The organism is Pseudomonas sp. ZS1P83 (assembly GCF_054897825.1).
Genome location: NZ_CM142706.1, coordinates 2,636,848 through 2,663,054 on the forward strand (window position 1 = coordinate 2,636,848; position 26,207 = coordinate 2,663,054).

Annotated in this window: 18 protein-coding genes and 1 pseudogene; 6 read left to right on the forward strand and 13 right to left on the reverse strand. The window is 59.2% G+C overall.

Translation table 11 applies throughout. From position 1 onward, the window contains the following. Nucleotides 1-229 precede the first annotated feature (229 nt). The 4 genes from ACYZT0_RS12530 (at nucleotide 230) to ACYZT0_RS12545 (ending at nucleotide 7,367) form a co-directional block, all read left to right on the forward strand. Complete coding sequence (locus ACYZT0_RS12530; RefSeq protein WP_462046104.1) at nucleotides 230-1,663, forward strand: MFS transporter; 1,434 nt, start codon at nucleotides 230-232, stop codon at nucleotides 1,661-1,663. 228 nt (nucleotides 1,664-1,891) lie between these two features. Beyond that, on the forward strand, nucleotides 1,892-3,136 hold the full coding sequence (locus tag ACYZT0_RS12535; protein ID WP_462046105.1) for an exonuclease SbcCD subunit D C-terminal domain-containing protein: 1,245 nt from the start codon (nucleotides 1,892-1,894) through the stop codon (nucleotides 3,134-3,136). Beyond that, the gene (locus ACYZT0_RS12540) at nucleotides 3,133-6,774 is read left to right on the forward strand and encodes an AAA family ATPase (RefSeq protein ID WP_462046106.1); all 3,642 of its coding nucleotides are present in this window, start codon (nucleotides 3,133-3,135) and stop codon (nucleotides 6,772-6,774) included. Before ACYZT0_RS12535 ends, ACYZT0_RS12540 begins: the two co-directional genes overlap by 4 nt. Beyond that, entirely contained in the window at nucleotides 6,771-7,367 is a 597-nt protein-coding gene (locus tag ACYZT0_RS12545; RefSeq protein ID WP_462046107.1) for a glutathione S-transferase, read from the forward strand. Before ACYZT0_RS12540 ends, ACYZT0_RS12545 begins: the two co-directional genes overlap by 4 nt. Nucleotides 7,368-7,467: 100 nt before the next feature. Here the strand turns inward: ACYZT0_RS12545 and ACYZT0_RS12550 are convergent. From ACYZT0_RS12550 to ACYZT0_RS12580, 7 genes and pseudogenes are all read right to left on the reverse strand, one after another. Continuing rightward, nucleotides 7,468-7,659 (reverse strand): annotated as a pseudogene (locus tag ACYZT0_RS12550) (hypothetical protein); the annotation flags it as partial. A gap of 42 nt (nucleotides 7,660-7,701) precedes the next feature. Further along, entirely contained in the window at nucleotides 7,702-7,881 is a 180-nt protein-coding gene (locus tag ACYZT0_RS12555; RefSeq protein WP_074876875.1) for a hypothetical protein, read from the reverse strand. A gap of 155 nt (nucleotides 7,882-8,036) precedes the next feature. Beyond that, complete coding sequence (locus ACYZT0_RS12560; protein ID WP_462046108.1) at nucleotides 8,037-9,206, reverse strand: lactonase family protein; 1,170 nt, start codon at nucleotides 9,204-9,206, stop codon at nucleotides 8,037-8,039. Then, nucleotides 9,199-9,495, reverse strand: coding sequence for a DUF5629 family protein (locus ACYZT0_RS12565; RefSeq protein ID WP_462046109.1), 297 nt, complete (start codon nucleotides 9,493-9,495; stop codon nucleotides 9,199-9,201). Before ACYZT0_RS12565 ends, ACYZT0_RS12560 begins: the two co-directional genes overlap by 8 nt. Nucleotides 9,496-9,533: 38 nt before the next feature. Then, nucleotides 9,534-11,120 carry an aldehyde dehydrogenase (NADP(+)) gene (locus tag ACYZT0_RS12570; RefSeq protein ID WP_462046110.1) on the reverse strand — a complete coding sequence of 529 codons (1,587 nt, stop codon included), beginning with the start codon at nucleotides 11,118-11,120 and terminating at the stop codon, nucleotides 9,534-9,536. A gap of 10 nt (nucleotides 11,121-11,130) precedes the next feature. Further along, nucleotides 11,131-12,123: an AraD1 family protein gene (araD1, locus tag ACYZT0_RS12575; protein ID WP_462046111.1), complete on the reverse strand. Its 993-nt coding sequence runs from the start codon at nucleotides 12,121-12,123 to the stop codon at nucleotides 11,131-11,133. Between the two features lie 21 nt (nucleotides 12,124-12,144). Further along, complete coding sequence (locus tag ACYZT0_RS12580) at nucleotides 12,145-13,467, reverse strand: MFS transporter (protein WP_462046112.1); 1,323 nt, start codon at nucleotides 13,465-13,467, stop codon at nucleotides 12,145-12,147. Nucleotides 13,468-13,661: 194 nt separating this feature from the next. Between ACYZT0_RS12580 and ACYZT0_RS12585 the strand changes: the two genes are divergently transcribed. Then, a complete protein-coding gene (locus ACYZT0_RS12585) occupies nucleotides 13,662-15,398 on the forward strand; it encodes an IlvD/Edd family dehydratase (RefSeq protein ID WP_283190818.1) in 1,737 nt (578 codons plus the stop codon). Between the two features lie 250 nt (nucleotides 15,399-15,648). After that, entirely contained in the window at nucleotides 15,649-16,368 is a 720-nt protein-coding gene (locus ACYZT0_RS12590; protein ID WP_462046113.1) for a FadR/GntR family transcriptional regulator, read from the forward strand. Between the two features lie 96 nt (nucleotides 16,369-16,464). On the opposite strand, the gene ACYZT0_RS12595 is transcribed toward ACYZT0_RS12590, so the two are convergent. The 6 genes from ACYZT0_RS12595 to ACYZT0_RS12620 all read right to left on the reverse strand — a co-directional run bounded on the left by ACYZT0_RS12595 (nucleotide 16,465) and on the right by ACYZT0_RS12620 (nucleotide 26,201). Then, nucleotides 16,465-18,849: an efflux RND transporter permease subunit gene (locus ACYZT0_RS12595; protein WP_150657571.1), complete on the reverse strand. Its 2,385-nt coding sequence runs from the start codon at nucleotides 18,847-18,849 to the stop codon at nucleotides 16,465-16,467. A 28-nt stretch (nucleotides 18,850-18,877) separates the two neighbouring features. Further along, nucleotides 18,878-19,945 carry a WD40/YVTN/BNR-like repeat-containing protein gene (locus tag ACYZT0_RS12600; RefSeq protein ID WP_462046114.1) on the reverse strand — a complete coding sequence of 356 codons (1,068 nt, stop codon included), beginning with the start codon at nucleotides 19,943-19,945 and terminating at the stop codon, nucleotides 18,878-18,880. Nucleotides 19,946-20,258: 313 nt separating this feature from the next. Beyond that, on the reverse strand, nucleotides 20,259-21,563 hold the full coding sequence (locus ACYZT0_RS12605) for an IS4 family transposase (protein ID WP_462046557.1): 1,305 nt from the start codon (nucleotides 21,561-21,563) through the stop codon (nucleotides 20,259-20,261). 882 nt (nucleotides 21,564-22,445) lie between these two features. Then, complete coding sequence (gene pepN / locus ACYZT0_RS12610; protein ID WP_462046115.1) at nucleotides 22,446-25,103, reverse strand: aminopeptidase N; 2,658 nt, start codon at nucleotides 25,101-25,103, stop codon at nucleotides 22,446-22,448. A gap of 10 nt (nucleotides 25,104-25,113) precedes the next feature. Then, nucleotides 25,114-25,944 (reverse strand): DUF2797 domain-containing protein, encoded by an 831-nt coding sequence (locus tag ACYZT0_RS12615; protein WP_462046116.1) that lies wholly within the window; start codon nucleotides 25,942-25,944, stop codon nucleotides 25,114-25,116. Beyond that, nucleotides 25,941-26,201 carry a YeaC family protein gene (locus ACYZT0_RS12620; protein WP_449644620.1) on the reverse strand — a complete coding sequence of 87 codons (261 nt, stop codon included), beginning with the start codon at nucleotides 26,199-26,201 and terminating at the stop codon, nucleotides 25,941-25,943. The genes ACYZT0_RS12615 and ACYZT0_RS12620 overlap by 4 nt, the downstream gene beginning before the upstream one ends. Between the last annotated feature and the right edge of the window lie 6 nt (nucleotides 26,202-26,207).

Here is a 26,207-nt window from a genome sequence, read left to right on the forward strand (position 1 = left end):
TGAACTATTGACGACGAGCCTACAACACAAAAAGCGGAGAAAGCAACCCGACTTGCAAATATCAAATAATGCGCTAAATTCACTGCAAAACCATTTTTCCACATGTGTAATTTGTTTTAAAACCGCGATATTTCATCGATATAACTGTCGGAAAACCCCTACAACGACCAATGAATCCAGTACTTCGCAGCACCCCCCACTCAAGCAACTTTCCACATGGATATTTTTTATGGACGATATAAACGCAAGCTCATTACCGCTGAGTCTGGAGCAGGACGCTTATCGTGAAAAACGCTGGCAAGCATTAATGATTGTCTGCCTGGCAACATTAATGATTGTGCTGGATACCACGATCGTGAACGTCGCGTTGCCCTCGATCAAACTGGAACTGGGCTTCAGTGATGTTTCGCTGGCCTGGATCATTAATGCGTATTTACTGACGTTTGGCGGCTTCTTGCTGCTAGGCGGTCGTTTAGGCGACTTGTATGGGCAACGCAACCTTTTTATCTGCGGGGTCAGCCTCTTTACGCTGGCGTCATTGGCCTGCGGCCTGGCCTCGACTCAATGGATCCTCGTCGCAGCACGGGGATTCCAAGGCCTCGGTGGCGCACTGGTCACCGCCACAGCACTGTCGCTGATTGTTCATTTGTTCACCGACCCGATCGAACGCGCGAAAGCCATCGGCGCCTACAGTTTCGTGTGTGCCGGCGGCGGCAGCATCGGTGTGTTGTTGGGCGGAGTCCTGACCAACACCTATGACTGGCATTCGATTTTCCTGGTTAACCTGCCTCTGGGGATCATCGTTCTCGGCCTGACCAACCGGTTACTTCCGCCGGCCGAAAAAATCAACAGAGGCTCGCTCGATGTGGCCGGCGCCATCACGATCATTGCCGCATTGATGCTGGCGGTGTATGCGATCATGAATGGCAATCGCGCCGGATGGGGATCCACGGAGACTATCGGCTTGCTGGCGCTGGCAGCCTCGTTGTTCATGCTGTTTTTAGCGATAGAGGTTCGCGTGAAGGAGCCATTGGTCCCCCTGCGTCTGTTCCGGTTGCGGAACCTGAGTACAGCCAACCTGATCGGTATCCTCTGGGCAACCTCGATGTTCGCCTGGTTTTTTCTTTGCGCCCTCTACCTTCAACAGGTTCTGGGTTATACCCCTCTTGAAGTAGGACTTGCATTTCTGCCCGCCAACGTGGTGATGGCCGTGTGCTCATTGAGCCTGTCCTCGAGGCTAATCATTCGTTATGGCATCAAACCCCCGCTGGTCCTGGGTCTCGCGCTTGCCGCCGGAGGCCTTCTGCTGCTGGCCAGAGCCCCCGGAAACGGTGATTTTCTATTCGATATCTTGCCAGGCATGCTTCTGTTGGGATTTGGTGCAGGAATGGCATTCAATCCGGTACTGGTAGCCGCCATGAACGACGTGGATCCCAGTGAATCCGGCCTAGCGTCAGGTATTGTCAACACCTCCTTCATGATGGGAGGAGCCTTGGGCTTGGCGATCATCAGCAGTCTGGCTTCGTATCATCGTGACTACCTCATAGATACCGGTCTCGCACCACTTGCAGCGTTAAGCGGTGGCTATGGAATGGCATTTTTTGCGGGCGCTCTGCTTGCCCTCATAGCCTCGCTGATTGGTGCAATGTTCCTGCACAAATGATACCTGGAACAAAAGCGGCGATAGAAAATCGCCGCCTGCTGTATTCGATCACCCAACGTCTTGCGATCCGTCGCCTCGGCCTGCTACCTACATGACTAAGGCCCCATCCAATCGACAGGCAATCTTTCAAGGCTTTCAGCATCCCCGGTCTTTTGCCAGTAAACTCCCTCCCCTTTAGCCGCCATCATTTCCCACGCGGCCATTACCTTATTTCCTACGGAGTTCGCCTTGCGTCTGTTTCACACCTCCGACTGGCACCTCGGGCAGAACCTGCACGGCCAGGAACGCGATTTCGAACACGGCTGTTTTCTCGAATGGCTGCTGCGTCAGCTGAAGCTCGACCAGCCTGATGTGCTGCTGATCGCCGGCGATATCTTCGACACGGTCAACCCGCCCGTCAAAGCCCAGGAACGTCTCTACGATTTCATCGTCAGTGCCCACGAACAACAGCCTTCACTGACCATCGTGATGATCGCCGGCAACCATGACTCCGGCTCGCGCATCGAACTGCCAGCGCCATTGATGCGACGCTTGCGCACCCACGCTTTGGGCCGTGTCCTGTGGCTTGATGACGGTCAACTGGACGCCGAACGCCTATTGCTGCCTCTGCCCGATGCCACCGGCGACATTGCCGGCTGGTGCCTGGCGCTGCCGTTCCTGCGACCGGCCGAAGTGACCGGCGCGCATTTGGGCGACAACTACCTGCGCGGTATCGGTCAGGTTCACGAGTGGCTGATCGAAGCGGCCAATGCCAAACGCCAGCCAGGCCAGGCGCTGATCGCCATCAGCCACGCGCACATGGCCGGTGGTTCGGTCTCGGAAGACTCCGAGCGCAGCTTGATCATCGGCAACGCCGAAGCGCTGCCCGCCAGCCTGTTCGGGCCGAGCATCAGTTACGTCGCCCTCGGTCATTTGCACAAGCCGCAGAAGGTCAACGGTGAAGAACGCATCCGCTACAGCGGCTCACCGATTCCGTTGTCGTTCTCTGAGATTGGCTATCAGCACCAGATTCTCGACATCAAACTCGAGGGCGAAACCCTCGTCAGCGTCGAACCCAAACAGATCCCCCGAGCAGTGAATCTGCAACGCATCGGTCCCGCGCCATTGGCGGAAATCCTGCTGCAACTGGCCGACCTGCCGAACAGCGACCTGCTGGCCGATATCCAGCGCCAGCCGTGGCTGGAAGTTCGGGTGCGTCTCGATGAGCCGCAACCCGACTTGCGGCATCAAGTCGAAACCGCCCTGCAAGGCAAAGCCGTGCGCCTGGTGCGGATCGCCGCTGAATACGCTGGCAACGGCAGCCGCGACGGACTCGATGACGGCACGACCTTGATCGAACTCGACCAGCTCACACCTCAGGAATTGTTCAGTCGCGCCTGGCAGGACAGTTACGGCAGCGAGGTTGACGAGCAAACGCTGAAGGACTTCGCCGAGCTGTTGCAGGATGTGCAGATGGAGAGCGAACACCCATGAAGATCCTCGCGATCCGCCTGAAAAACCTCGCCTCATTGGCCGGGCCTTTTGAAATCGACTTCACCGCTGAACCGCTGGCGAGCGCCGGTCTGTTCGCGATCACCGGGCCGACCGGCGCCGGCAAAAGCACCTTGCTCGACGCCTTATGCCTCGCACTGTTTGGCGCCGTGCCGCGGCTAAGCAACGCTCAAGTGTCTGCCAAAGCGCCGGATGCCGATGGCGAAATCGGCACGGGCGACCCGCGCACATTGCTGCGTCGTGGGACCGGCGAAGGGTATGCCGAAGTGGATTTCGTCGGGATCGACGGCCGTCGTTACCGAGCGCGCTGGGAAGCTAATCGCGCTCGCGAAAAGGCCGGCGGCAAGCTGCAAGCCAGCCGTCAGAGTTTGCGCGACATCGATCAGGATCAGCTGCTGGCCAGTCAGAAAGTCGAATTCAAAACCCAGCTCGAAGCCGTACTGGGCCTGAACTTCGAGCAATTTACTCGCGCGGTGCTGCTGGCGCAGAGCGAATTCAGTGCGTTCCTCAAGGCTAACGACAACGAACGCAGCGAATTGCTGGAAAAGCTCACCGACACCGCGCTCTACACGCGCCTCGGTCGCCGAGCCTTCGACAAAGCCAAAGAAGCGCGTGAAGCGCACAAGCTGTTGCAGGATCAGGCCACGGGCGTGACGCCGCTATCACCCGAAGCCCGGGCCGAGCTTGATGAGCGCTTCAACGAGGCTCAGCAGCAACTCAAGACCCAGCAAGCGCAGCTCAAACAGCTTGAATTGCAGCACACCTGGCTCAAGGACCTGCGTCAATTACAGGACGAGCAACAGAGCGCCACCGAGCAACTGACCAGCGCCCGGCAGCATTGGGAGGGTCTGGCGGGTGATCGCCTGAAGCTGACCCGGCTGGAGCAACTGGCCCCGCAACGGCACCAGTTCGCCCGCAAAACCGAACTCACGGCCCAGCTCACACCCCTGGCGGCGCGGATTCTGCAACACACCCAGCAGCAAGCCGAGTTGAACGAGCGTCAGGCGCAACTCGAACAGAGCTTGAGCGCTGCGCAGACCGCGTTGATCGAAGCCCAAAGCCAACACGCTGCAAAGGCTCCGCTGCTGCGACAGGCGTTTGAAGAGCAAAGCACCCTCGCCCGGCTGGTCAAAGACGCCAGTGTGAGTGCAGACCTCAAGCAACAAGCCGAACTGGCCAGTACTCAAGGGCAGAACACGATTCAAGGCCTGCTTGAGCAACAAAAGCAGGTGGCTGCACGCCTGGAACGAATCGCCTCAGAGCTTGAGCAAAGCACCCCTCTGGCGCCGCTGAGCAATGCCTGGAACGCCTACCGCGATCGCCTGCAACAGCTGATGCTGGTGGGTAATCGCCTGAACAAGGGCCAGGCCGAACTGGCCGCCCTGGAACACAGCGCCGCTCGCGCTGCCGAGGATCTGTCCACCCAGCGCCAGAGCCTTGAAGTGCTGTACAAAGAGGCCGGCGCAGAACCGGAAGCGGTGGCCGAGCAGATTCAGATTCTCGGTAGCCTGTTGCAAGACAACCGCAAGCAACAGCGGGCCTTTGAAGAGCTGACGCGACTGTGGGCCAGTCAGCAGGAACTGGACAAACGCGCGTCCGAACTCCAGCAGCGCCAGCTGACCGCTCAGCAAGAACGTGAGCGTCTGACCCAGGACGGTGTGAAAGCCAAGAACGAATTGGTCGTGGCCGAACAGACGCTGACCGTCACCCGCGATCTGCTGGAACGCCAGCGTCTGGCCCGCAGTGCCAGCGTCGAAGAACTGCGCGAGCAGTTACAGGACGATCAGCCATGCCCGGTCTGTGGCAGCCCCGACCATCCCTATCATCAGCCCGAAGCACTGCTGCAAAGCCTTGGCCGGCACGATGAAAGCGAACAGGCCAACGCCCAGAAAGCCGTCGACCTGTTGAAAGAAAAACTCACTGACCTGCGCACTGAAGTGGGCGGCGTGATTGCTCAGCAAAAGGAGTTGCTGCAACAGCAAGAACACCTCGCGACCCAGCAGCAGCGCCTGGCGCCGAGCCTTGAAGCACATCCGTTGTCTGCGCAGCTGCTAACCCAGGATGCGCTCAAACGCGATGCCTGGCTGGCGCAGCAAAGCAACCAGTTGAATCAAAGCATTACCCAGGACGAACAACGGCAAACCGCCCTGCTCACCCTGCAACAGGACGCCGCGCGCCTTCAACAGCAACTGCGTAGCGCTGAAGCGGCGAGCCAGCAAGCGTCCCAGCACTTGGCCAACCAGCAACGTGAGTTGAGCAGTGATCGCCAGCGCCTGGACGAGGAGTTGACGGCGTTCAGCACCCTGCTCCCGGCCGATACGCTGCAAGCCTTGCGCAACGAACCGGCCGCGACCTTCATGCAACTGGATCGGCAGATCGCCCAGCGTCTGGAACAACTCGATCAGCAACGCGATGAACTCAGCGAACAGCAACAACGGCAGCAGACGCTGGAGAAAGAACTGGACCGCCAACTCACGCGTGTCCAGCACTTGGAAACGGCCCGACAGCAGTTCACCGCCCTCGCCGACCAGCAACAGGCCTGCCAGCAAAAGATGACGCAATTGCTCGGCAAACACACCAGCGCCGAGCAGTGGCAGCAACAACTGGATCAAGCCGTTGAACAGGCGCGTAATGCCGAAACAACGGCCAATCAGGAACTGCAAACCGTGCGCACGCGGCGGGTGCAACTGGGCGCCGAGCTCAAGGCTCAGCAAGACCGCTCGCAGGCACTGGAAACCGAAGATCGCGAGCTGAGCGGCAAGATTGCCGACTGGCGCGCATTGCATCCGGAACTGGATGACGGTGGTCTGGAAGATCTGCTGAGCGTCGACGACCAACAGGTCAGCGAGTTGCGCCAGCAGTTGCAGCAAAGCGAAAAAGCCATTGAACAGTTCAAGGTGCTGTTGCAGGAGCGGGATCAACGTTTGTTCAACCATCAGGCACAGCACAACGGCAACCTCGAAGCGGAACAACTGGCGACGGCACTTGCCGAGTTGCAAAACCTGTCCGCCGCCAGCGAACACCGTTGTGCCGAACTGCGCGCCGAACAGGCCGAGGATCAGCGCCGGCAAAACGCCAATCAGGCCCTCGCGCAGCAGATCGCCAACGCCTACACCGAGTACCAGCGCTGGGCACGTTTGAATGCACTGATCGGCTCAGCCACTGGCGACACCTTCCGCAAGATCGCGCAAGCCTATAACCTCGACCTGCTGGTGCATCACGCCAACGTTCAGTTGCGGCAACTGGTGCGGCGCTATCGACTGAAACGCGGCGGCAGCATGCTCGGCTTGTTGGTGATGGACACCGAGATGGGTGATGAACTGCGTTCGGTGCATTCGCTTTCCGGCGGCGAGACCTTCCTGGTATCGCTGGCATTGGCATTGGGCCTGGCATCGATGGCGTCGAGCACGCTGAAAATTGAATCGCTGTTCATCGACGAAGGCTTTGGCAGCCTTGATCCGGAATCCCTGCAACTGGCCATGGACGCCCTCGATGGCTTGCAGGCCCAGGGCCGCAAGGTTGCGGTGATTTCCCATGTCCAGGAAATGCATGAACGGATTCCGGTGCAGATTCAGGTCCGCCGTCAGGGCAACGGTCTGAGTACCCTGGAGGTGAAATGAATACGCTGTATTCCTTCCGCCGCTGTCCCTACGCGATGCGAGCACGCATGGCCCTGCGCTATTCAGGGGTTGCGGTCAACATTGTCGAGGTCAGCCTGAAGGCCAAGCCTGCCGAAATGCTCGCGCTGTCGAGCAAAGGCACGGTGCCGGTGCTGAGCGTCGACGGTCAGGTGATCGATGAAAGCCTGGCGATCATGCGCTGGGCTGTGGCGCAGAACGATCCGCAGGATTGGTTGCTCAAGGATGACCCTGTCGGGCAGCAACACATCGCCTGGCTGATCGAAGAAAACGATCAGGTGTTCAAGGTGCACCTGAATCGCTACAAGTACGCCGAACGGTATCCCGAGCAGCCGATGACGTTTTATCGCGCCGAGGGCGAGGTGTTTTTGCGCAAGCTCGATGAGTTGCTGGAGGGACGCGACTACTTGCTTGCCGAGCATCCGAGTCTGGCGGATGTCGCACTGATGCCGTTCGTGCGGCAGTTCGCCCATGTGGATCGCGAGTGGTTCGGGCAGACGCCCTATCGGCGTTTGCAGGCCTGGTTGCAATGCTTTCTGGAGTCGGAGCTCTTCACATCAATCATGAAGAAGTAACCGATCCCCGTAGGAGCGAGGCTTGCCCGCGAAGCTTTTAGCGGTCTTGATGGCCCCTTCGCGGGCAAGCCTCGCTCTTACAGGGGGGTGTTTCGAACATTCAGGCCAACACTTCACACATCTGCAACGCCGAGCAATCCACCTGGAACGGCCCGAAAAAACTGCTTTGGCGTTTGATCGGTGGATTGCCGGCCAGCAGCCCCAGGGCCTTCGCGGTTTCAATGTTGCGAGCAAGGTTGTGATTGGCTTCGATAGTCCGCGCCACCGACCCCGCCGAGCCCTGTCCGATCCCCCAAGTGACTTCGCACCTGCATAAAAGGTGCAGGGTCAAATTTCAGGCTTGGGTCTTGTGATCCAGAGCCGCGTAAAAGTTGGCGCTCTGTTGCAGGTACTTCTGGGTGTAGCTTTGGGCGTGGGATTTTTTGTCGCTGATTTCAATGTTGGCGTTGGCTGGCAGAGCAACGGTGGCAGAGATAGCGGAAGCGGCGATTACGGAAAAGAGATTGAAGTTCATGACGGTGTTCCTCGGATTCAGTTAGCTTGCACGCCCGGTGGGGCCGTGAAGCAAACTTAACCGTCAAGGTTGGCGCCTTGAAATCTTTTGTAGCATTACCAGATATCAGCGTCATTAATAGAAGGATGCAGGCCCCATCAACCGAGGCCTGCGTCCTATTGACGCACCAGGAACTTGAGGTCGCTCGGGGCATCCATCGGCAGCTTTTGCACGGTTTTACCCAGTAAACCGCTCTTGGCATCGCGCTCGACGACAACAATCTGGTTACTTTTTTGGTTGGCGATCAGCAAGAACTTGCCACTCGGATCGAGGCTGAACTCACGCGGGTGATCACCGTCCACCGAGCGGCGTTGCAGCTCCTTAAGGTGGCCGGTCGCAGGATCGATGGCGAACACCAGCAGCTGATTGGCGGTGCCACGGTTGCTGACGTAAAGGAACTTGCCATCGCGCGACGCGTGAAGCGCAGCGGCGGCCTTGTCCGAAACGGGCTGGCCCTTCGCCAACTCGACGCTCTGCGTTTGCTCAAGTTTGCCGTCCTTGTAATCGAACACGGCAACCTGTGCACTCATCTCCATGGTCAGCCACGCGTGCTTGCCATCGGCGCTGAACAGCAAATGACGCGGCCCGCTACCGGGTGGCAACTGGACGGACGCCGGTGTGGCGGCGGTCAATGGCAGTTCCGGGTTGGCCTTGGGGTCGAAGCGGTAGACAAAGATCTTGTCGGCGCCCAAGTCATTGGAGAACACAAACTTGCCGTCCGGCGACGAAACCGTCGAATGCACGTGCGCCGACATCTGCCGCTCGGGATTAACCCGGCTGGACGGATGGCTGCTCATCTGCACCACCGAATTGAGCTGGCCTTCGGCGCCCACCGGCAACACCGCCAGGGTGCCACCCGGATCTTCATCCACCGAATAGTTGCTGACAAACAGGTGACCGGCTTCAACGCTGAGGCTCGAATGAGTCGGCTCGTTGCCCAGGCTCTTCACCTGATTGATCAGGCTCAAGGCATGGGTGCTGGGATCGATCGCATAGCTGCTGACGCGCCCTACCGGATCAGTCTGTCCGGGACCGTTTTCGTTGACCACGAACAGGCGCTGCTGATCCTTGGACAGGGTCAGCCAGGACGGGTTTTCACTCTCGACCACTTGCAGCGGTTTGGCGTCGATCTGCCCGGTAGCGGCGTCGAAATTCAGGCGATAAATCCCTTGGCTCTGACCGGCCGTGTAGGAACCGACCAGCAACTGATAGTCCTCGGCCGACGCAACCTGAACGCCCATCGCACCGACGCTGCCAGCGATCAACAGCGGCCAGAGCTTACGCATCCTCATTCGCTTCTTCCTCGTCGTCACCACCGCGGAACGCGGTCATGCACACCAGTCGGTGCTCGCCGGAATCACCGGTGATCAGCCAGCTTTGCAGGGTTGGATCGAAGGTCGCCGCCTCGACCTCGGCCGGGGTGAACTCCCAGTGCTTGGACTCACGGCCGTCTATGCATTCGATGTGCAGATTTTCGTCTTCATCGAGGGAGAATTCGAAGGCGTGCAGCCCGTCGATCTCCACCATATCGCAGTGTTCGAGGGTGGCGAGCAAGGTGTCGGTAGCGGCAGTCATGGCAGTCAATCTTTGAATGGGAAAGACGCAATGATAGCTCAATGTGGGAGCGCGTCGCGGGATGGTTGGCCGTTCACCAGTCGTTGGATGCGCAACGGATTGCCATTCTTCAACGCATCCGGTAACAGGCTGTCGGGGTAGTTCTGGAAGCACACCGGACGCAGGAAACGGTCAATGGCCAAGGTGCCCACCGACGTGCCCCGCGCATCGGAAGTTGCCGGATACGGACCGCCGTGGACCATCGAGTCGCAGACTTCGACGCCGGTTGGGTAGCCGTTGAGCAGGATCCGTCCGACCTTCTGTTCCAGCAATGGCGTCAGCTCACCGAACTGCTCGAAGTCCGCCGGCTCGCCAATGATCGTCGCCGTCAGCTGCCCGTGCAGGCCGTTCAACGCGGCACTGAGTTGCGCCTGATCGGCCACTTCGACGAACACCGTGGTCGGGCCGAACACTTCTTCCTGCAGCACTTCATCGCCATTGATCAACAAGCTGACATCCGCCTTGAACAGTTGCGGCTGGGCCTGATTGCCCTGCTGTGCCTGACCGGCCAGATGCTCGATGCCCGGATGAGCGAGTAGTTTTTGCAGACCTTTGCCATAGCTGCTCAAGGTCCCGGCATTGAGCATCGTTTGCGCGGGTTGATCGCCCATCAATCCAGCCACCTGTTGCACAAACGCGCTGAACTGCGGCGAACGAATACCGATGACCAGACCCGGATTGGTACAGAACTGCCCGCAGCCTTGAACCACCGAGGCCGTCAGGTCCCGAGCGACGGTTTCTGACCGAGTCTCAAGCGCCTGCGGTAAAACGATCACCGGGTTGATGCTCGACATCTCGGCGAACACCGGGATTGGCTGCGCACGTGCAGCAGCCATGTCGCACAACGCACGGCCGCCCTTCAGCGAGCCGGTAAAGCCCACCGCCTGAATCGCCGGATGCTTGACCAGCGCTTCACCAACCCCGCCGCCGTAGATCATGTTGAACACGCCGGCCGGCATGCCGGTTTTCTCTGCGGCGCGGATGATCGCGTCCGCTACCAGTTCGGCAGTTGCCATGTGGCCGCTGTGGGCCTTGAACACCACCGGGCAACCGCCGGCCAACGCCGACACGGTGTCGCCGCCAGCCGTGGAGAACGCCAACGGAAAGTTACTGGCGCCAAACACGGCAACCGGTCCGAGGCCGATGCGGTACTGACGCAAGTCCGGACGCGGCAACGGTTTACGCTCAGGTAACGCCAGATCGATCCGCGCACCGTAGAAATCACCGCGACGCAGCACTTTGGCGAACAGACGCATCTGGCCGCTGGTGCGACCGCGCTCGCCCTGAATCCGTGCGGCGGGCAGCGCGGTTTCGCTGCACACCACCGCAACAAAGTCATCACCCAGCGCGTCCAGTTCATCGGCAACCGCATCAAGAAATTGCGCACGACGTTCGGCGCTCAAGCTGCGATACGCCGGATAAGCCGCGGCGGCAGCCTTGGCAGCGGCATCGACTTCTTCCGGGGTCGCCTGGGAGAAATCGTACGGCAACGCTTCGCCCGTGCTGGCGTCGACGCTCTGTAGTTTGAGCTGACCGGCCGCACTGCGCTGACCGCCGATGTAGTTGTGACCAAGAATCTGGGGCATGGATATCTCCTTAAAGGGTGCCGACGGTGCCGGGCTCGAACGCCGCTTCAACGGGTGCAATACCGTTGATCAACGGTGCACCGAACTCGGCCTGACTGATCTCGAACACGTCACCCGGCTGGGTGCGAATGCCGTCGGCAAAGGACAGGGTCGCGGTGCCGAAAAAGTGAATGTGCACATCGCCCGGACGCAGGAACTGGCTGTACTTGAAATGGTGGTACTCGAGGTTTTCCAGGCTGTGGCACATGTTGGCCTCGCCACTGAGAAACTCGTTCTGCCACAGCACCTCGCCGTCACGCAGAATGCGGCTGGTGCCTGCCAGATGTTGAGGCAGTTCCCCGACTCGAAGTTCCGGGCCATAACTGCAACTGCGCAATTTAGAGTGCGCCAGGTACAGGTAATTCTTGCGTTCCATTACGTGATCGGAGAACTCGTTACCTACCGCAAAACCGAGGCGATACGGCTTGCCATCGTGGCCGATGACGTAGAGGCCGCTGAGCTCAGGCTCCTCCCCCGCGTCTTCGGCAAACGGTGGCAGCGGGAACGGTTGACCCGGTCGAACGACGATGCTGCCGTCGCCCTTGTAGAACCATTCCGGTTGCACACCGGCCTGCCCCGCTGCGGGTTTACCCCCCTCCACGCCCCATTTGAAGATGCGCATGGTGTCGGTCATCGCGGCTTCGTCACCGGCTTGCTGATGCATTTTGTCTCGGGCCGAGGCGCTGCCCAAGTGCGTCAGGCCCGTGCCGCTGACCAGCATGTGCGCCGGATCCGGGTGATCCAGCGGCGGCAGGATACGCAGCTTGGCCAACAGTTCTGCATAGTCATGGCTGAGACCCAGGCCCAGGGTTTTCACCTGCTGTTGCAGAGTGACGCCCGCCTCGATCGCCGCCAACGCCAGGTCGCGAACCGTGCGCGCGTCCTGCACTTCGCGCGCCAGACCGTCCTCGACCACGCCCACCCGGCGCTCGCCGTTACTCAATTCGAACTGAACTAAACGCATGAACCTTCTCCTGTTTGCAGATTAAGTGCGGGTAGCGCCACGGGCGCTGGCTGCGAACTGGTCGGCCGGCAGTACGTGCTTACGCTCCAGCAGGCGATAGACCACGCCGGTCAATATCAGCCCGAACACCATCACACCCGAAAGGAAATACAGGCCCGAGGCCAGGTTGCCGGTGTACTCCTTGAGCGCGCCGATCACGAACGGACCGATGTAGCCGCCAAGGTTGCCCACCGAGTTGATCAAAGCGATCCCGGCCGCCGCACTGGCACCGGCGAAGAAGCGGCCCGGCAAGGTCCAGAACACCGCGGTGCAGGAAAACAGCGCGAAGGCCACCAGGCACAACGCCGCCAGTTGCAGCACCGGCACCGTCAGCCAGGCACTGAGGAACAGGCCGATGGCACCCAACACGTAAAGCACCGCCAAGTGGCCGTAGCGATCATTCAAGCGGTCGGAACTGCGCGGAATGATCAGCAAACCGATGATCCCGAAGATGTACGGCACCGACGACACGAAGCCAGTCATCAGATCCGTGCCACCGAACTGCTTGATCAAGGTCGGCAGCCACAAACCCAGGCCGTAAATGCTCAGGGTCACCGGCAGATAGAACAGCGCCAGCAACAACACCCGTTTGTCCTTGAGGGCGTGCAACGGATTGCCGTGGCGGGTCTGGCCGTATTCCTCGAGATCCTTTTTCAGTTCGCCGGTCAACCAGTCCTTTTCGGCCTGGTCCATCCACTTCACCTGCTTCGGGCCGTCAGGCAGGTAACGCAGCACCGGCCAGGTCAACAGGATTGCCGGGGTACCGATGACGATGAACAGCCACTGCCAGCCATGCAGGCCAAGAATGCCGTCCATGCCAAGCAGACCGCCGGACACCGGACCGGTGATAAGCATGGCGATGGGTTGGGAAAGGATGAACAGTCCAAGGATCTTGCCGCGATGGCGCACCGGGAACCATTGAGTGATGTAGTAGAGAACGCCCGGAAAGAACCCGGCTTCCGCTGCACCGAGCAGAAAGCGCATCACATAGAAACTGTGCGGGCCCTGGACGAAGGCCATGCCGATGGTGATGGCGCCCCAGGTGACCATGATCCGCGCAAACCAGCGCCGCGCGCCAAAGCGTTCGAGCATCAGGTTGCTGGGGATTTCCAGCAGGAAATAACCAATGAAAAACAGCCCGGCACCCAGCCCGTAAGCCGCGTCACCGATACCGAGGTCAGCGCCCATGTGCAGCTTGGCGAAGCCTACGGCGGAGCGATCCACATAGGCGATCAGGTACAGCAGGATCAGGAAGGGAATCAGTTTCAGCGTGATGCGACGAATAAGCCGCAGTTCCTGGCTCATGAGATCGGTCTCCGATTGTTGTTGTTATAGAACCTCGGGGGGACGCCTCTCGCGGAAAACCGCCAGGGCCATCCCTTCGCTGAAACGGACTATATAGTAATACTATTTATGCAACAACACTTCCAAACGGTTGAATTAGAGCTTATGTTACGCCTCAGTTCGAACAATATAGTCATACAATAAGAGAGCCGATCATGTCTGATAAGAAACCCACCCTGCGCTCTGCCCAATGGTTTGGCACTGCCGACAAGAACGGCTTCATGTACCGCAGCTGGATGAAGAATCAGGGCATCGCCGACCACCAGTTCCACGGCAAGCCGATCATCGGCATCTGCAACACCTGGTCGGAACTGACCCCGTGCAACGCGCATTTCCGCCAGATTGCGGAACACGTCAAACGTGGGGTGATCGAGGCTGGGGGCTTCCCGGTGGAATTCCCGGTGTTCTCCAACGGTGAATCAAACCTGCGCCCGACCGCCATGCTCACCCGTAACCTGGCGAGCATGGACGTCGAAGAAGCGATTCGCGGTAACCCGATTGACGGTGTTGTGCTGCTGACCGGTTGCGACAAAACCACCCCGGCGTTGTTGATGGGCGCGGCCAGTTGCGACGTGCCGACGATCGTCGTCACCGGCGGGCCGATGCTCAACGGCAAGCACAAAGGTCAGGATATTGGCTCGGGCACCGTGGTCTGGCAGCTCAGCGAACAGGTGAAAGCCGGCACCATCACTATCGACGATTTCCTCGCTGCCGAGGGTGGCATGTCCCGCTCGGCCGGTACTTGCAACACCATGGGCACTGCCTCGACCATGGCGTGCATGGCCGAAGCCCTCGGCACTTCCCTGCCGCACAACGCGGCGATTCCAGCGGTGGATGCGCGTCGTTATGTGTTGGCGCATATGTCCGGCATGCGTGCGGTGGAGATGGTTCGCGAAGACCTGAAGCTGTCGAAAATCCTCACCAAAGAGGCCTTCGAAAACGCCATTCGCGTCAACGCCGCGATTGGTGGTTCAACCAACGCCGTGATCCATTTGAAAGCCATCGCCGGGCGCATCGGCGTGGAACTGGACCTCGATGACTGGACCCGCATCGGTCGCGGCATGCCGACCATCGTCGACCTGCAACCGTCCGGGCGTTTCTTGATGGAAGAGTTCTACTATGCCGGCGGCCTGCCAGCGGTCCTGCGTCGTCTGGGTGAAGCCAACCTGATTCCGAATCCAAATGCACTGACCGTCAACGGCAAGACCCTCGGCGAGAACACCAAGGACGCACCGATCTACGGCCAGGACGAAGTGATCCGCACTCTCGACAACCCGATCCGCGCCGACGGCGGGATCTGCGTATTGCGCGGCAACCTGGCGCCACTGGGTGCGGTGCTCAAGCCCTCCGCCGCCAGTGCCGAACTGATGCAACATCGTGGGCGTGCGGTGGTGTTCGAGAACTTCGACATGTACAAGGCACGGATCAACGATCCGGAGCTGGAGGTGGATGCCAATTCGATTCTGGTGATGAAGAACTGCGGCCCCAAGGGTTATCCGGGCATGGCCGAAGTCGGCAACATGGGCTTGCCGGCCAAGCTGCTGGCCCAGGGCGTGACGGACATGGTGCGCATTTCCGACGCGCGCATGAGCGGTACGGCGTACGGCACCGTGGTTTTGCACGTGGCCCCGGAAGCGGCCGCCGGCGGACCTTTGGCGACGGTGAAGGAAGGTGACTGGATCGAACTCGACTGCGCCAACGGTCGGCTGCATCTGGACATTCCGGATGCGGAACTGGCAGCGCGCATGGCCGATCTGCAGCCACCGCAGCAACTGATCGTGGGCGGTTATCGTCAGCTGTACATCGACCATGTGCTGCAGGCGGATCAGGGTTGCGATTTCGATTTCCTGGTCGGCTGCCGCGGCTCCGAAGTACCCCGCCACTCCCACTAACCAAACCACAATTTCGCAGAAACAGAATACCTGTGGCGAGGGAGCTTGCTCCCGCTCGACTGCGCAGCAGGCGCAAAAATCGGCGTGCGCTTTACCTGACAAAACGCGTCCGTCGTTTTGGGGGCGCTTCGCACCCCAGCGGGAGCAAGCTCCCTCGCCACAAGGTATTTGCAGGCTTCATATCTAATGAATGCCTGCCGCGCCTGTTATCATGCGCGGCACCCCATCGCACAGGATCGCGCCGCTCCCCATGGATTACCGCAAACCCTCCGACCGCAAAAGCATGCATTCGCGCATCGTCCAGGAACTGGGCATGCAGATCGTCTCGGGACGCTTCAAACCGGATGATAAGCTGCCCGCCGAAGCCCTGCTGTGCGAGGAGTACGCGGTCAGCCGCCCGGTGCTGCGCGAGGCCACACGCGTACTGGTCGCCAAGGGACTGGTGTATTCCCGTCCGCGGGTCGGCACGGTCGTCAAGCAGCGAAAGGAATGGCACATGCTTGACCCGGACGTTTTGCATTGGCTAATGCAAAGCAGCCCGCAGAATGAATTTTTCGACTTGCTGACCAGCGTGCGCAGCATCATTGAACCCGCTGCAGCTGCCCTCGCCGCGCAGTTCGCCACGGACGATGACATCGCCTCGATCGGTGAAGCCTACCAACGCATGGAAGCCGCACCGACCCCCGAAGCGCTGTTGCAACCGGACCTGGATTTCCATAGCCGGATTGCCGATGCGACCCACAACGACTTGCTGGCCAACCTGTGCAACATGCTGTCGGTGGCGATTGCCGAAGCCTTGAAGCATTCCAACCAGCGGCCGAATCTGCATGAACTGGCATTGCCACGGCATAAGGCGATTCTGACGGCTATCGAGAATCGTGATGCGCTCGGTGCACGGCACGCGACGTTGGTGCAGCTGGATGATGCGCGCAGTGCGCTGAATGTAGTGCTCGGCACCGATTTGTCGTAACAAAAACTCAAAGCACATCGCACACCAGTAGCAGCTCATTCGGCAGGCGTAAAAAAGCCGCAACCCTGGTTGCGGCTTTTCTATTTCAGCCAGGCATCAGTGAGCAAACAACGAATTGCCCTTCTGCCCCGCCAGTTTCTCCGGTTTGATCAGGAACCGCGCCAGCGCTGGCAGCAGCCACAGTGCGCCGAACATGTTCCAGAGCAACATGAAGGTCAGCATAAGGCCCATGTCGGCCTGGAACTTGATGGCCGAGAAGATCCAGGTGCACACGCCGATCGCCAGGCACAGACCGGTGAACAACACGGCTTTACCGGTGGACTTCAGCGTCTGGTAGTACGCCTCTTGCAACGGCAGGCCGGCACGCAGGAAGCTTTCGAGTCGGCTGTAGATGTAGATCCCGTAGTCCACGCCAATCCCCACGCCCAGCGCCACCACCGGCAAGGTTGCGACTTTCACGCCGATGCCCATGAAGGCCATCAGTGCGTTACCGAGTACCGAGGTGAGTACCAACGGCAGCACGATGCACAAGGTCGCCGCCCAGGAGCGGAAGGTGATCATGCACATGGTCGCGACGCAGATGTAGACGAGAATCAGGATGGTCAGCTCAGATTCCTTGATCACCTCGTTGGTGGCCGCCTCGATGCCAGCGTTACCCGCCGCGAGGATGAATTCCAGGCCTTCCTTGTTGTTCTCCTTGGCGAAGTCCTGCACTGCATGCACCGCGCGATCCAGGGTTGCGGCCTTGTGATCGTTGAGGAACACCAGCACCGGTGCCAATGAGCAACTGTTGTTGTACAGACCATCGGCACGGGCGATGGAGTTGTTCAGCACGTCCGGGTTACGCGACAGGGTTTCCCATTTCAGGTTGCCCTCGTTCATACCCTTGATCATCTGCTTGGACACCGTCACCAGCGAGATCGCCGACTGCACGCCCTCGGTGTTCTGCATCTTCCACATCAGCTCGTCGATCGGCGCCATGGCTTCGTAGCGCGAGCAACCTTCAGACTTGGTCTTGACCATCACCACCAACACATCGGAACTGGTGGAGTAATTGCTGATGATGAAGTTGTTGTCTTTGTTGTAGCGCGAGTCCGGACGCAGTTCAGGTGCGCCTTGGTCGAGGTCGCCGATTTTCAGGTTCTGGCTGTACCAGAGGCCACCACTGAAGGCCAACAAGGCCAAAACAATCGACACCGGCGCGACTTTCGGGCTGGCAAAGTTCGACAGCAGACGCCAGAACGGATGCTCGCGGTGCGCGTCTTTCTTGCTGCGTTCGACGGCGCGTTTGCTGATGCCGACGTAGGAAATCGCCACTGGCAGCAGAATCAGATTGGTGAACACGATCACCGCCACGCCGATCGATGCGCCAATGGCCAGTTCGCGAATCACCCCGATGTCGATGATCAGCAGCGTGATGAAACCCACCGCATCCGCGAGGATTGCAATCATCCCCGGCAGGAATAGCTGACGGAACGTACGCCGCGCCGCGGTCAAAGCGTTGTCTGCCTCGCTGGACTGCAAGGCAATACCGTTGATTTTCTGCACACCGTGGGAAATACCGATGGCGAAGATCAGGAACGGAACCAGCATCGAATACGGATCGAGTCCGAAGCCGAAGAAGTGCATCAAACCGAGCTGCCAGACCACCGCCACCAACGTTGTACTCAACACCGCCACGGTGCTGCGCATGCAGTTGGTGAACCAGTACAGCAGGATCAACGTGATGATGAAGGCGACGCCGAAGAACATCACCACCATGACCAACCCATCGATCAGGTCGCCAACTTTCTTGGCGAAACCGACGATGTGGATCTGCACGTTAGGGTTCTGGGCTTCGAACTTGTTACGGATCTTGTCTTCAAGTTCGTGAGAGAACTTCCGATAGTCCAGCGCCAGCAACTTGCCTTGGTCTTGTGGGTCCGGGTAGGACTCCAGCAACGGGATATCGACAATGCTCGATTTGAAGTCGTTGGCCACCAGACGCCCGACCTGACCGGACTTGAGCACGTTGTTGCGCAACAGGTCGAGGCTTTGCTGGGAGCCGTTATAGCTCTGCGGAATCACTTCTCCACCGGCGAAACCCTCCTCTGTCACTTCGGTCCAGCGTACGCTCGGGCTCCATAGCGACTTGAGGCCGGAACGGTCAACACCGGAGATGTAGAACACCTCGTCGTTGATCTGGCGCAGGGTCTCCATGTACTCCTTGGAGAAGATGTCGCCGTCGGTGGCCTCAACCGAGATGCGCACCGTGTTGCCCAGGTTCGCCAGATCGTTGCGGTGCTCCATCATCTTTTGAATGAACGGATGCTCAAGCGGGATCATTTTTTCGAAACTGGTGGACGGCCGGATCAGCGTCGCCTGCCAGAACAGGAAAATACTCACCAGCAGACAGATCACGATCACTGCCGGGCGGTTGTTGAAAATCAGGCGTTCAAGAAACGTCGCCTTGTCTTGGTGATGACTGCTCAAGGATGTCATAGACCCGCCTTCTTATTATTTGCCCGGCTCATTTGGACGACCCATTTTTTCCATTCTCTGCGCCGGTGGGCGAAGAGACGCGAACGCCACCCTGCCCTGCCAGAATCAGATTGCCGTTGCCCGCTGCGGTGACTGCCGAAACGGAAATGCGATCCGGACGGTTAAACACGCTGAAGGATTCGCCGTTGTCGCTGCTGCGGATCACGGAGCCGCCGTTGCCGACGATTACGATGGAACCGTCGTCGAGCAGCGTCGCGCCGGACAGACCAAATTCCAGCGCACCGCGAGCCGCGTTCAACTCGATCGGCTCCCAGGTGGTGCCGAAATCGGTGGAGCGAAAAAGGTTGCCCCGCAGTCCGTAGGCCAGCAGCGTATTGGCCTGAGCGGTGCCGATCACACCGAACAGCGAACCTTCGTATGGGCCTTCAAGCTTCTCCCAGGTCTGGCCCCAATCGGCGGAGCGGAACATGCTGCCCTGCTCACCGACGATGAACAGACCGGTATCCTTGACCGCGGCAATGGCGTTGAGGTGGTACTGGTCTTCGTTGTCCAGGCGATCGCTGGCGTCTTCCCAGTTCTTGCCGCCGTCGGTGGTTTCCAGCAGCGCACCATAAGCGCCCACGGCAAAGCCGCTGTTGACGTCCTTGAACCAGACGTCGAGCAGCGGCGATTCGCGTTTCAGATCTTCAAATTGCTTGGTCCAGGTGACGCCGCCATCCTCGCTGGCGAGGATTTGTGCGTCATGGCCGACGGCCCAACCGTGTTTGTCGTCGACGAAAAATACCGACGTCAGGAGTTGTCGGGTCGGCACCTTGGCTTGGGTCCAGGTCGCTCCCTGGTCATCGGAATACAGAATGTGCCCGCGATCCCCGACCGCGACCAGACGAGAGCCTGCGTGCACGACGTCGAGCATCAGGCTCTTGCTGGCTTTGGCAGACTCAACGGAATAAACAATGTCGGATGCTGGCGCAGCAGCGGCCAGTACAGGTGCCGACAGCACGGCACAGCCCAACAGCGAGAGCGCTGTAGCCAGCAACGCGAATTTGCGTAGTGCCGGCGGGCGGCAGATACCCACACCCATGACAGGCTCACTCATAGACCTTCCCCCATTATTATTGTTAGGTCGTTCAACCTTTCAGGGCGCCGTAAGGGCTGCTCTTTGGGATTGCCTTTTCTGGAGCATAGTCCTGGAATACGCAATCTAGAGCCCCTTCGGAAGCTGGCTTATCCTATCGGGGTTTTGAAAGGTCTGACAATCGACGCCACGTTATGTTTTGTTAACCTGGGGGGTATGGGGGGTGGCTGAATGATTGGGTATCAGGTGGGGTGATTGGGGTTTCTTTGTTTGGTGTACATGTCCGTTGCTGCGGTTAGGGCTGAATATGGTTTCGCTCTTACAGCCATCCCTTTCAAGGTCTTTTGACCTTGGCGGCCTTGAGCACCCTATCTGTCGACACGTGAGCATTTACTGCCTTGCCTTCCAGCCATTCCTTGGGTTTCGGCACCTTCGGACCTCGTTTGCTTTTGGCGACGGATTTGGGCGGGATGTTTTTAGCCAGCGCCAGCAAGTGCTGAGCCAGCCCTCCTGCGCGGATTGGGATGGCTAAGTGCTCTGGCGGCAAGGCAATCTGCAGGCCCTCGTAACCGCTGCGTACTTGTACCGTCAGGTGGAAGATCGAAGCTTCCCAGTCTTCGGGCTGGGTCTGGCGATGAGCCTGTTCAACGCTGCGCTTAAGCACCGACAAGACGTTGTAAGCCAGCACGGCCGACGCAAACCCCAACAGGGCGGCCTTGGGGTTGCCCAAGGTTTTGATTTCGCTTTCCAGCACCGACTCCAGGCGCTGAAACATTCCTTCAATACTCCAGCGACGACGGTACAAATCGGCGATTTGCTCAGCGCTGATGGTCTCGGGCAGGTTGCTCCAGAACAGCAATGCGGTGTCGCCTGATTCGGTGGGGGTGTGCAGGCTCAATTCGACACGCCGCCACTGGCGCCCACCTTTTACTTCGATGGTTTGCTCGCGCACGCTGCCTGTCGCGACCGCAACAGGCTGCTGCCAGTCGCTTTCCTTAAGCAGGCGTGGATGCTTGCTTTGTTCGCGGATAATGAATGAGGCCCCGGTCTCTTCGCAGGCCTCCATGACCGGGAGCGTGCAGTAAAGTCGATCAGCCATCCACAGCTGGCCCGCGCGGGCCTTTTCCAGCAAGGGCAGCACGCTGACGCGCTCACTCGCGTAAGCATCTTCGCAGGGCTGAAGGTCGACGACCTGGTCCAGATCAGGGTCATAAACCACAACGGAAAAACCAGGCCGGGAGGCACCGCGTTCACGGCGCAAAGCGCCCAGACGTTTTTCGCTGGAAGGCAGGTGGTTGCCGTCAACAACCCGCAGTTGCCAGCCAGGCAAAATGGCCGAGCAGCCCAATTCTTCAATTGTCGGAGCCAGGCGTTGCGCACTGCCGACTACCAACGCACGCAGCAGCGCGGGCTCCGTGCGGCTGACCTTGTCATAAAGCGCAGCCAAGCTGACGGGAAGATCTTCCATCTGCCGCGCCGCGGCATGTAGCGAGGGTCGCAAACCCAGTGAAACGAGGGACATCAGCTCAACGATGGTCGAAAACAAAAGCTCACGCGGATACTGCCGTTGACGATGTTCTTCGAACACCTGATCGACCCACTCGGGCGCAACGGCCTGCTCCAAAACCAATTTGGCCATGACACTGGCCGGTGCTTTTTTCTCGAACCGCGCTACAACCTCTGCCCACATCGTCTCGTTGTCCTGACTGGAGTTTTGGGGGATTTTATCAAAGACCTTGAAAGGGATGGCTCTTACAGCGACTCACTTTTCCAGACGCCGAAAAGTAAGCAAAAGGCTTCGCCCCGGCGTACGGCACTTCGTTAAGGCTCAGTGTTCCCTCGCTACGGTGTCCATCAGGGGGCATCGCCTCCGGTTGGCTTCGCTTCAACCTCCTCTCGATGTGTGCGGCTTCGCCGCACGGCGCTACGCGCCTAACCCCCTGATGAACACCTACGCTCGGCCTGCCGAAGGGACGAGAGATCAAGATCAACTTCAAAAGCCAAAACCAGAGCCAAAGCCAGATCAAAAGATCGCAGCCTCCGGCAGCTCCTACATCCCATGGGTGTACACCCGCCCTTCACCACTCAACAGGCCGAGCGTTAGCTCGCCTGCAGCTTTTGATTTTGCTTTGCCCGCCCCATCGGGAGGCTGAGTGGAGGTGTTCATCTGGGGGGCAGGCGCGTAGCGCCGTTCGACGAAGTCGAACACATCGAGAGGAGGTTGAAGCGAAGCCAACCGGAGGCGATGCCCCCAGATGAATGCCGGAGCGAAGGAACGCCGAGCCTAGGCGAGGGGCCGGACGCTCGGGGCGAGCGTTTTTTTGCTTACTTTTTTTAGGCGTTTGTAAAAAAAGTGAGGCGCCGTAAGGGCGAAACCCTAAGCAGCCGTGACCGCAGGAATGGATATGTACTCAGTCAACAACAGCATTGTCGACCCGAAGGTCGCCATCGCAGCGATGCGGCGACCCGACAAGCCAGCTCCCACAGGGCCAGAGTGAACCCTGAGGGAGCATAGCCAAACTCAAGCCAGGCTTTTGCTGACCACTTCAAACACATCGCTCGACAACTGACCCGAAGCACGAATCCGCTCCAGCTCACCTCTCATCAACGCCTGACGCGCATCGTCATACTTGCGCCAGCGCGTCAGCGGCGCCAGTTGGCGAGAGGCAATCTGCGGATTAAACCCGTTCAACTCAATCACCAGATCCGCCAGGAACCGATACCCGGACCCGTCAGCCGCATGGAAGTTGATCAGGTTCTGCCCGGCAAACGCACCGACCAGTGCCCGCACCTTGTTCGGGTTCTTGATGTTGAACGCCGGATGCTGCATCAACGCCTTGACCCGCTCAAGACCACCGGGCAACACACTGCCCGCCTGAACGCTGAACCACTGATCCATGACCAGCGGGTTGTCCTTGAAGTGCTCGGCAAAACTCGCCAGTGCCGTAACCTTCTCTTCTTCGAACGACGAATTCACCAACACCGCCAACGCCGTCAGCCGCTCGGTCATGTTGTCGCTCGTCTCGAATTGCTCCAGCGTCGCCGCCAACACTTCCGGTTTACCGCTGAGCATCAGGTACGACAGCGCGATGTTCTGCAACGCGCGACGAGCGAAGTGTTCGGCCTCAGCCACATACGGGGTTTTCTTCGAGAGATCGCGATTGGCCTGATAACGCAGCCACAACGCCTCAAACAACCCTTCAGCCAATTGCTTGCGAGCAAACTCGCGAGCGATATGAATGGCGTCAACGTCAGCGACTTCGCTGATTTCGGTCAGATACGCCTCGCCCGGCAACGAGAGCATTTCCGCGACCATGGCCTGGTCCAGCGTCTGGTCAGACAGCACGGTGCGCAAGGCAGAAATCAAACGCTGATCCAGCACCAGTTTTTCGCCCTTCTGCTGCTGGGCGATCAACTCTTGCAGGACCTGCACCGACAGTTGCTGACCGGCATCCCAGCGGTTAAAGCCATCGCTGTCGTGTTGCATCAGGAACATCAGTTGATCGCGGTTGTACGGGAAGCTCAGTTTCACCGGCGCCGAGAAGCCACGCAGCAACGAAGGCAATGGCTGTTCAGCGATGTCGATGAAGGTGAAAGTCTGCTCGGCTTCAGTCACCGAAATAACCCGTGAGGTGCCCTGAGCACTGGCTTCACCGGAAAGACGCAACGCAATGGCCGCACCTTTGGCGTCCAGCAGGCCCAATTCCACCGGAATCACGAACGGCAACTTCTCTACCTTGTCCGGGGTTGCCGGGCAGCTTTGACGGAACGTCAGGCTGTAGGTTTTCGCCGCAGCGTCGTAGGACTCACTGACCGCCAAACGCGGTGTGCCGGCCTGGCTGTACCAGCGTTTGAACTGGGTCAGGTCGACACCGTTGGCATCTTCCATGGCCTTGATGAAGTCGTCGCAGGTCACGGCTTGGCCATCATGGCGTTCGAAGTAGAGATCGCTGCCTTTGCGGAAGCCTTCGGCGCTGAGCAAGGTGTGGATCATGCCGACCACTTCCGAACCTTTTTCGTACACGGTCAGGGTGTAGAAGTTGGAAATCTCGATGAAGCTGTCTGGCCGCACGGCGTGGGCCATCGGTCCTGCGTCTTCGGCGAACTGGTGGGTCCGCAGGTACGCCACGTCCTGGATGCGCTTGACGGTGGCCGAGTTCATGTCGGCGGAGAAACCCGAATCACGGAACACGGTGAAGCCTTCCTTGAGCGACAACTGGAACCAGTCGCGGCAGGTCACGCGGTTGCCCGACCAGTTATGGAAGTACTCGTGCGCAACGATCGCCTCGACCCGCTGGTGCGCGGCGTCGGTGGCGGTTTCGGCGCGGGCCAGCACAGCGCTGGAGTTGAAAATGTTGAGGCCCTTGTTCTCCATGGCGCCCATGTTGAAATCGTTGACCGCGACGATCATGAAGATGTCCAGGTCGTACTCGCGACCGTAGACCTCTTCGTCCCAGCGCATGGACTTCTTCAGACTGTTCATGGCGTGCTGGCACTTGTCGATGTTTTCCGGCTCGACATAAATGCGCAGCGCCACGGAGCGGTCAGTCATGGTGGTGAAGGTGTCTTCGACACACCACAAATCACCAGCCACCAACGCGAACAGGTAGGCAGGTTTCTTGAACGGATCTTCCCAGGTCGCCCAGTGCCGGCCGTCTTCGCCGGGACCTGAGGCAATCGGGTTGCCGTTGGACAGCAGCACTGGATAGCTGTGCTGCTCGGCGACGACCGTGGTGGTGAACGTGCTCATCACGTCCGGACGGTCGAGGTAATAGGTGATCTTGCGGAAGCCTTCGGCCTCGCACTGGGTGCAGAACATCGTGCCGGATTTGTACAGGCCTTCCAGCGCGGTGTTTGTTTCCGGGTGGATCTTGACGCTGGTGTCGACCGTGAAGGTGGTGCTGGTCGGGTGCAGGGTCAGGTGATTCTCGGTCAGTTGGTAGTCGGCAGCGCTCAGTTCGCGATCGGCCAACGTCACCGACAGCAAGTCGAGTTGCTGGCCGTCCAGCACCAGCGGCGGCAGGCCCGGGCCACGTTCAGGATTGCGGCGCATCACCAGTTGCGCATGGACCAGGCTGTGGTCCTCGTATAACTCGAAGGTCAGGTGCGTCTCGTCGATCAGGTACTCAGGCGCCTGATAGTCTTTCAGGTAGATCATCTTCGGTTGTTCGGTGCGCATGCTGGAGTCCTTACTGATGCACGGCGAGCTGATAGGCCGTGTATTTACGAATATTGATCACGCCGGTGTCGAAGATCAGGTATTGGCCCTTGACCCCCAGCAGCGTGCCTTCGGCAATCGGGTTCTTGTCCAGGTTGAAGCTGACAATCTTCGCCGGGTATTGCTCGATCGGATAGCGGATCTCGAGCGTTTCTACATCGGCAATGGTCTGGATTGCCTGTAGGCCGAATCGTTCCTGCAACGTTTGCAGGCCCTCGGCGCAGCTGTCGAACAACTGATCGCGAACCTCGGCCAAATTCACCGAAACCGCATCGCCCTTGAGTAAAGCACGCCAGTTGGTTTTGTCCGCCACCTGGCTACGGAACAGGTCTTCGACGAAACCCGATTGCTGGCGGGTCGAAACGCGCATGATCGGTAACGCCTGACGGGCACCCTGATCGATCCAGCGAGTCGGCAGCTGGGTGGCGCGGGTAATCCCGACCTTCACCCCCGACGAGTTGGACAGATACACGATGTGATCGGTCATGCAGAACGTCTCGCCCCACTCAGGCTCTCGGCAGGTGCCAGCGTCATAGTGGCAGCGCTCCGGGCTCATGATGCAGAGGTCGCACTGGGCCAGTTTGGTCATGCACGGGTAGCAATAACCCTGGCTGAAACTGGTTTTGGTCTTTCGTCCACAATGCGAGCAGTGAATCGCCCCCAGGTATTCCAGACGCACCGTGGTGCCGATCAATGGATTGACCGGGACCTCGACGTCATCCAGACGAAACGCGTACTGCACGTTCGGCCCGTCAAGGCGCGCCGACATTTTGCTGATTGCACCGCGGCCAATCTCGATCAATGGACGGCATCCGACTTGAACAGGATATTCGGCACGGTGATCGACTTGGAACCGCACTCCTGCACGCCCATGTAACCGGTGCGCTGGTCTTCGGGCAGGTTCTGGATTTCCCAGGCGATCATCGCTTGCAGCGACAGTTCGCGTTGTTCGGCGGTGAGTTTGCCACCGTCGGACCATTTACCGATTTCCACCGCCAGTTTCAGGCTCTGGTAGATATCGGGGGTGATGTTTTGGATCATTTCGTTAAAAGAGGACATCAAGGT

Excerpts from the sequence above, each read along its gene's own strand:
- ACYZT0_RS12530 (WP_462046104.1), top strand. The coding sequence starts at position 230 with ATGGACGATATAAACGCAAGCTCATTACCGCTGAGTCTGGAGCAGGAC.
- ACYZT0_RS12540 (WP_462046106.1), top strand. The coding sequence starts at position 3,133 with ATGAAGATCCTCGCGATCCGCCTGAAAAACCTCGCCTCATTGGCCGGG.
- ACYZT0_RS12545 (WP_462046107.1), top strand. The coding sequence starts at position 6,771 with ATGAATACGCTGTATTCCTTCCGCCGCTGTCCCTACGCGATGCGAGCA.
- ACYZT0_RS12555 (WP_074876875.1), bottom strand. The coding sequence starts at position 7,881 with ATGAACTTCAATCTCTTTTCCGTAATCGCCGCTTCCGCTATCTCTGCC.
- ACYZT0_RS12560 (WP_462046108.1), bottom strand. The coding sequence starts at position 9,206 with ATGCGTAAGCTCTGGCCGCTGTTGATCGCTGGCAGCGTCGGTGCGATG.
- ACYZT0_RS12565 (WP_462046109.1), bottom strand. The coding sequence starts at position 9,495 with ATGACTGCCGCTACCGACACCTTGCTCGCCACCCTCGAACACTGCGAT.
- ACYZT0_RS12570 (WP_462046110.1), bottom strand. The coding sequence starts at position 11,120 with ATGCCCCAGATTCTTGGTCACAACTACATCGGCGGTCAGCGCAGTGCG.
- araD1 (WP_462046111.1), bottom strand. The coding sequence starts at position 12,123 with ATGCGTTTAGTTCAGTTCGAATTGAGTAACGGCGAGCGCCGGGTGGGC.
- ACYZT0_RS12580 (WP_462046112.1), bottom strand. The coding sequence starts at position 13,467 with ATGAGCCAGGAACTGCGGCTTATTCGTCGCATCACGCTGAAACTGATT.
- ACYZT0_RS12585 (WP_283190818.1), top strand. The coding sequence starts at position 13,662 with ATGTCTGATAAGAAACCCACCCTGCGCTCTGCCCAATGGTTTGGCACT.
- ACYZT0_RS12590 (WP_462046113.1), top strand. The coding sequence starts at position 15,649 with ATGGATTACCGCAAACCCTCCGACCGCAAAAGCATGCATTCGCGCATC.
- ACYZT0_RS12595 (WP_150657571.1), bottom strand. The coding sequence starts at position 18,849 with ATGACATCCTTGAGCAGTCATCACCAAGACAAGGCGACGTTTCTTGAA.
- ACYZT0_RS12600 (WP_462046114.1), bottom strand. The coding sequence starts at position 19,945 with ATGAGTGAGCCTGTCATGGGTGTGGGTATCTGCCGCCCGCCGGCACTA.
- ACYZT0_RS12605 (WP_462046557.1), bottom strand. The coding sequence starts at position 21,563 with ATGGCCAAATTGGTTTTGGAGCAGGCCGTTGCGCCCGAGTGGGTCGAT.
- pepN (WP_462046115.1), bottom strand. The coding sequence starts at position 25,103 with ATGCGCACCGAACAACCGAAGATGATCTACCTGAAAGACTATCAGGCG.
- ACYZT0_RS12620 (WP_449644620.1), bottom strand. The coding sequence starts at position 26,201 with ATGTCCTCTTTTAACGAAATGATCCAAAACATCACCCCCGATATCTAC.